3 rRNA genes are annotated in these 5,582 nt (G+C 56.7%); all 3 read left to right on the forward strand.

Features of this window, described 5'->3' with window-relative positions:
- The first annotated feature begins 200 nt into the window (after window positions 1–200).
- The 3 genes from DAI17_RS20695 (at window position 201) to rrf (ending at window position 5,526) form a co-directional block, all read left to right on the forward strand.
- A 16S ribosomal RNA gene (locus tag DAI17_RS20695) occupies window positions 201–1,719 on the forward strand.
- A 383-nt stretch (window positions 1,720–2,102) separates the two neighbouring features.
- Window positions 2,103–5,223, forward strand: a 23S ribosomal RNA gene (locus DAI17_RS20700).
- A 186-nt stretch (window positions 5,224–5,409) separates the two neighbouring features.
- A 5S ribosomal RNA gene (rrf, locus tag DAI17_RS20705) occupies window positions 5,410–5,526 on the forward strand.
- The 16S, 23S and 5S rRNA genes sit together here, the layout of an rRNA operon.
- Window positions 5,527–5,582: the final 56 nt, after the last annotated feature.

Below are 5,582 nucleotides of genomic sequence, written 5' to 3' on the forward strand. Positions count from 1 at the left end.
TGCGTCTGATGTTTGAGAACTCAACAGTGTGTCATAGTCGACGAATTAGTTTGTTATGCCCCGTTGACACTGGATTTTGGTTTGGTGTCGCGGTTTCTTTGACAATGATTCTGACAATTTTTGTCAGTGATTGTTCTGTCAGGGGATGTGGCTCTCTTTTTCTCGCGGCTGGCCTGTTGGTTGGTTGTGGGGTTTGTTTTTCGATGGAGAGTTTGATCCTGGCTCAGGACGAACGCTGGCGGCGTGCTTAACACATGCAAGTCGAGCGGAAAGGCCACTTCGGTGGTACTCGAGCGGCGAACGGGTGAGTAACACGTGAGTAATCTGCCCTGGACTTTGGGATAGCCACCGGAAACGGTGATTAATACCGGATACGACGACTCCACGCATGTGGTGGTTGTGGAAAGTTTTTTCGGTTCAGGATGTGCTCGCGGCCTATCAGCTTGATGGTGGGGTAATGGCCTACCATGGCTTCGACGGGTAGCCGGCCTGAGAGGGTGACCGGCCACACTGGGACTGAGACACGGCCCAGACTCCTACGGGAGGCAGCAGTGGGGAATATTGGACAATGGGCGGAAGCCTGATCCAGCAACGCCGCGTGAGGGATGACGGCCTTCGGGTTGTAAACCTCTTTCAGTACCGACGAAGCGAAAGTGACGGTAGGTACAGAAGAAGCACCGGCCAACTACGTGCCAGCAGCCGCGGTAATACGTAGGGTGCGAGCGTTGTCCGGAATTATTGGGCGTAAAGGGCTCGTAGGCGGTTTGTCGCGTCGGGAGTGAAAACACTGGGCTTAACTCAGTGCTTGCTTCCGATACGGGCAGACTAGAGGTATGCAGGGGAGAACGGAATTCCTGGTGTAGCGGTGAAATGCGCAGATATCAGGAGGAACACCGGTGGCGAAGGCGGTTCTCTGGGCATTACCTGACGCTGAGGAGCGAAAGTGTGGGGAGCGAACAGGATTAGATACCCTGGTAGTCCACACCGTAAACGTTGGGCGCTAGGTGTGGGATCCATTCCACGGGTTCCGTGCCGCAGCTAACGCATTAAGCGCCCCGCCTGGGGAGTACGGCCGCAAGGCTAAAACTCAAAGGAATTGACGGGGGCCCGCACAAGCGGCGGAGCATGCGGATTAATTCGATGCAACGCGAAGAACCTTACCTGGGTTTGACATACACCGGAAAGCGCCAGAGATGGTGCCCCTTTTGTCGGTGTACAGGTGGTGCATGGCTGTCGTCAGCTCGTGTCGTGAGATGTTGGGTTAAGTCCCGCAACGAGCGCAACCCTCGTCCTATGTTGCCAGCACGTCATGGTGGGGACTCATAGGAGACTGCCGGGGTCAACTCGGAGGAAGGTGGGGATGACGTCAAGTCATCATGCCCCTTATGTCCAGGGCTTCACGCATGCTACAATGGCCGGTACAAAGGGCTGCGATGCCGTAAGGCGGAGCGAATCCCAAAAAGCCGGTCTCAGTTCGGATTGGGGTCTGCAACTCGACCCCATGAAGTCGGAGTCGCTAGTAATCGCAGATCAGCAACGCTGCGGTGAATACGTTCCCGGGCCTTGTACACACCGCCCGTCACGTCATGAAAGTCGGCAACACCCGAAGCCGGTGGCCCAACCCCTTGTGGGAGGGAGCCGTCGAAGGTGGGGCTGGCGATTAGGACGAAGTCGTAACAAGGTAGCCGTACCGGAAGGTGCGGCTGGATCACCTCCTTTCTAAGGAGCACACGCCCCGACTCCCACCGGATGTGTGGGAGCGCATGGTGGTGTTCACTAGTGGAATCGTCGATGATGCTTGGCCGCTGCTGGTGGCCGGCGCCTAGTACTACCGTCTCCTGGCCTTCGGGCTGGGTGGGGGTGTGGAACGGGGCTGGTGGTTGGTGGTGGTCGGGTTGGCACACTGTTGGGTCCTGAAGCATCAGGCTTCTGGTTCCCCCCTTTGCCCGCGCATCACCCGGTGCCCTGTTCGTGGAATGGTCTTGGACTGTTCTGGGTTCTGGGGTGGTGGTGTGTGGGGGTTGGTGGGGTTGTTGTTTGAGATCTGCATAGTGGACGCGAGCATAATTAATCTTTTGTAGTGATTTGTTTTGACGTTGTTGAGACAAGCTATGAAGGGCACATGGTGGATGCCTTGGCATCAAGAGCCGATGAAGGACGTAGGAGCCTGCGATAAGCCCCGGGGAGTTGGCAACCGAGCTGTGATCCGGGGGTGTCCGAATGGGGAAACCCAGCTGGAGTCATGTCCAGTTACCCGCATCTGAACACATAGGGTGTGTGGAGGGAACGTCGGGAAGTGAAACATCTCAGTACCGACAGGAAGAGAAAACAACAGTGATTCCGAGAGTAGTGGCGAGCGAAATCGGATGAGGCCAAACCTCGTGCGTGTGATACCCGGCAGGGGTTGCGCATGGGGGGTTGTGGGGCCGCTTGGCAGGTGCTGCCGCGCCTGCACGGAGTAAGAAACTTGTGTGGAAGTCGAATTCGGTTGGAAAGCCGGGCCGTAGAGGGTGATAGCCCCGTAGATGTAAGACGCAAGCTCCGTAGCGTTACCCCAAGTAACACGGAACCCCTGAAATTCCGTGTGAATCTGGCGGGACCACCCGTTAAGCCTAAATACTCCTTGATGACCGATAGCGGACAAGTACCGTGAGGGAAAGGTGAAAAGTACCCCTGGCGGGGAGTGAAATAGTACCTGAAACCGTGTGCCTACAATCCGTCGGAGCGAGTCCTTGTGGCTTGTGACGGCGTGCCTTTTGAAGAATGAGCCTGCGAGTTTGCGGTGTGTTGCGAGGTTAACCCGTGTGGGGAAGCCGTAGCGAAAGCGAGTCCGAATAGGGCGTTTCAGTAGCGCGCTCAAGACCCGAAGCGAAGTGATCTATCCATGGGCAGGTTGAAGCGTCGGTAAGACGACGTGGAGGACCGAACCCACTTAGGTTGAAAACTGAGGGGATGACCTGTGGATAGGGGTGAAAGGCCAATCAAACTTCGTGATAGCTGGTTCTCCCCGAAATGCATTTAGGTGCAGCGTTGCGTGTTTCTTGCCGGAGGTAGAGCACTGGATAGCCGATGGGCCCGACCAGGTTACTGACGTTAGCCAAACTCCGAATGCCGGTAAGTGAGAGCGCAGCAGTGAGACTGCGGGGGATAAGCTCCGTAGTCGAGAGGGAAACAGCCCAGACCATCAGCTAAGGCCCCTAAGCGGTGACTAAGTGGAAAAGGATGTGGAGTCGCAGTGACAACCAGGAGGTTGGCTTGGAAGCAGCCACCCTTGAAAGAGTGCGTAATAGCTCACTGGTCAAGTGATTCCGCGCCGACAATGTAGCGGGGCTCAAGTCATCCGCCGAAGCTATGGCATTCACGCGTGTATCTAGCATCGACTTGATCGGTGTTCAGGTGTGTGGATGGGTAGGGGAGCGTCGTGTGGGCAGTGAAGCGCCGGAGTGATCCAGGTGTGGAGGCCACACGAGTGAGAATGCAGGCATGAGTAGCGAATGACGTGTGAGAAACACGTCCGCCGAATGATCAAGGGTTCCAGGGTCAAGCTAATCTGCCCTGGGTAAGTCGGGACCTAAGGCGAGGCCGACAGGCGTAGTCGATGGACAACGGGTTGATATTCCCGTACCGGCAAAGTAGCGCCCATGACGAACCCGGTGATGCTAACCACCCAAAGCTTCTGTGACCGACCCTTCGGGGAAGGCGCGGGAGTCGAGCGTGGGACCCGATCTGGTAGTAGTCAAGCGATGGGGTGACGCAGGAAGGTAGCCCAGCCGTGGCGATGGTAGTCCACGGGTAAGCATGTAGGACGGGATCTAGGCAAATCCGGATCCCTGGCAGCGATGCCGAGTCTGAGATGTGACACGGAGCCGAATGGTGAAGTGGGTGATCCTATGCTGTCGAGAAAAACCTCTAGCGAGCTATGCGCCGCCCGTACCCCAAACCGACTCAGGTGATCAGGTAGAGAATACCAAGGCGATCGAGACAACCATGGTTAAGGAACTCGGCAAAATGCCCCCGTAACTTCGGGAGAAGGGGGGCCGGATCCGTGAACCACCTTGCGTGGGGAAGCGGTGATGGCCGCAGAGACCAGGCCCAAGCGACTGTTTACTAAAAACACAGGTCCGTGCGAAGTTGTAAGACGATGTATACGGACTGACTCCTGCCCGGTGCTGGAAGGTTAAGAGGACCTGTTAGACGCAAGTCGAAGCGGAGAATTTAAGCCCCAGTAAACGGCGGTGGTAACTATAACCATCCTAAGGTAGCGAAATTCCTTGTCGGGTAAGTTCCGACCTGCACGAATGGAGTAACGACTTGGGCGCTGTCTCAACCATGGACTCGGCGAAATTGCACTACGAGTAAAGATGCTCGTTACGCGCGGCAGGACGGAAAGACCCCGGGACCTTTACTATAGTTTGGTATTGGTGTTTGGTTCGGCTTGTGTAGGATAGGTGGGAGACTGTGAAGGCCAGACGCCAGTTTGGTTGGAGTCAACGTTGAAATACCACTCTGGTCGTACTAGATGTCTAACCTAGGTCCGTAATCCGGATCAGGGACAGTGCCTGATGGGTAGTTTAACTGGGGCGGTTGCCTCCTAAAATGTAACGGAGGCGCTCAAAGGTTCCCTCAGCCTGGTTGGCAATCAGGTGTTGAGTGTAAGTGCACAAGGGAGCTTGACTGTGAGACAGACATGTCGAGCAGGGACGAAAGTCGGAACTAGTGATCCGGCCACGGCATGTGGAAGCGTGGTCGCTCAACGGATAAAAGGTACCCCGGGGATAACAGGCTGATCTTCCCCAAGAGTCCATATCGACGGGATGGTTTGGCACCTCGATGTCGGCTCGTCGCATCCTGGGGCTGGAGTAGGTCCCAAGGGTTGGGCTGTTCGCCCATTAAAGCGGCACGCGAGCTGGGTTTAGAACGTCGTGAGACAGTTCGGTCCCTATCCGCCGCGCGCGCAGGAAACTTGAGAAAGGCTGTCCCTAGTACGAGAGGACCGGGATGGACGAACCTCTGGTGTGCCAGTTGTCCCGCCAGGGGCACGGCTGGTTGGCTACGTTCGGAAGTGATAACCGCTGAATGCATCTAAGCGGGAAGCACGTTTCAAGATGAGGTTTCCCACCCGTTATGGGGTAAGGCCCCCCACAGAACATGGGGTTGATAGGCCGGAGGTGTACAGCAGCAATGCCCAGCCGACCGGTACTAATAGGCCGAGGGCTTGTCCCAACACCGTACAAAACACATCACCACCGAGTTTGATGTGCCACGCGTCCACTAGGCAGTTCCCAGACCACAACCCACCCCCGCACCCGCGGGGGCTCGGGGAACGGCATGAGAACTGAACACGCAACACCAAGAGCTTGGAACACCCCCACCAGCACCACCGCGTGGGTGCGTGTGTTCCGCCAGAGTTACGGCGGCCATGGCGAAAGGGAAACACCCGGTCCCATACCGAACCCGGAAGTTAAGCCTTTCAGCGCCGATGGTACTGCAACCGAGAGGCTGTGGGAGAGTAGGACGCCGCCGGACATACATTGGGAGAGGGGCCGCCACCAGGCGGCCCCTCTTTCCCATTTCCCCACCTG

The sequence above is a fragment of the Nocardioides sediminis genome, from assembly GCF_003047295.1.
In the GTDB taxonomy this organism is placed as follows: domain Bacteria; phylum Actinomycetota; class Actinomycetes; order Propionibacteriales; family Nocardioidaceae; genus Nocardioides; species Nocardioides sediminis.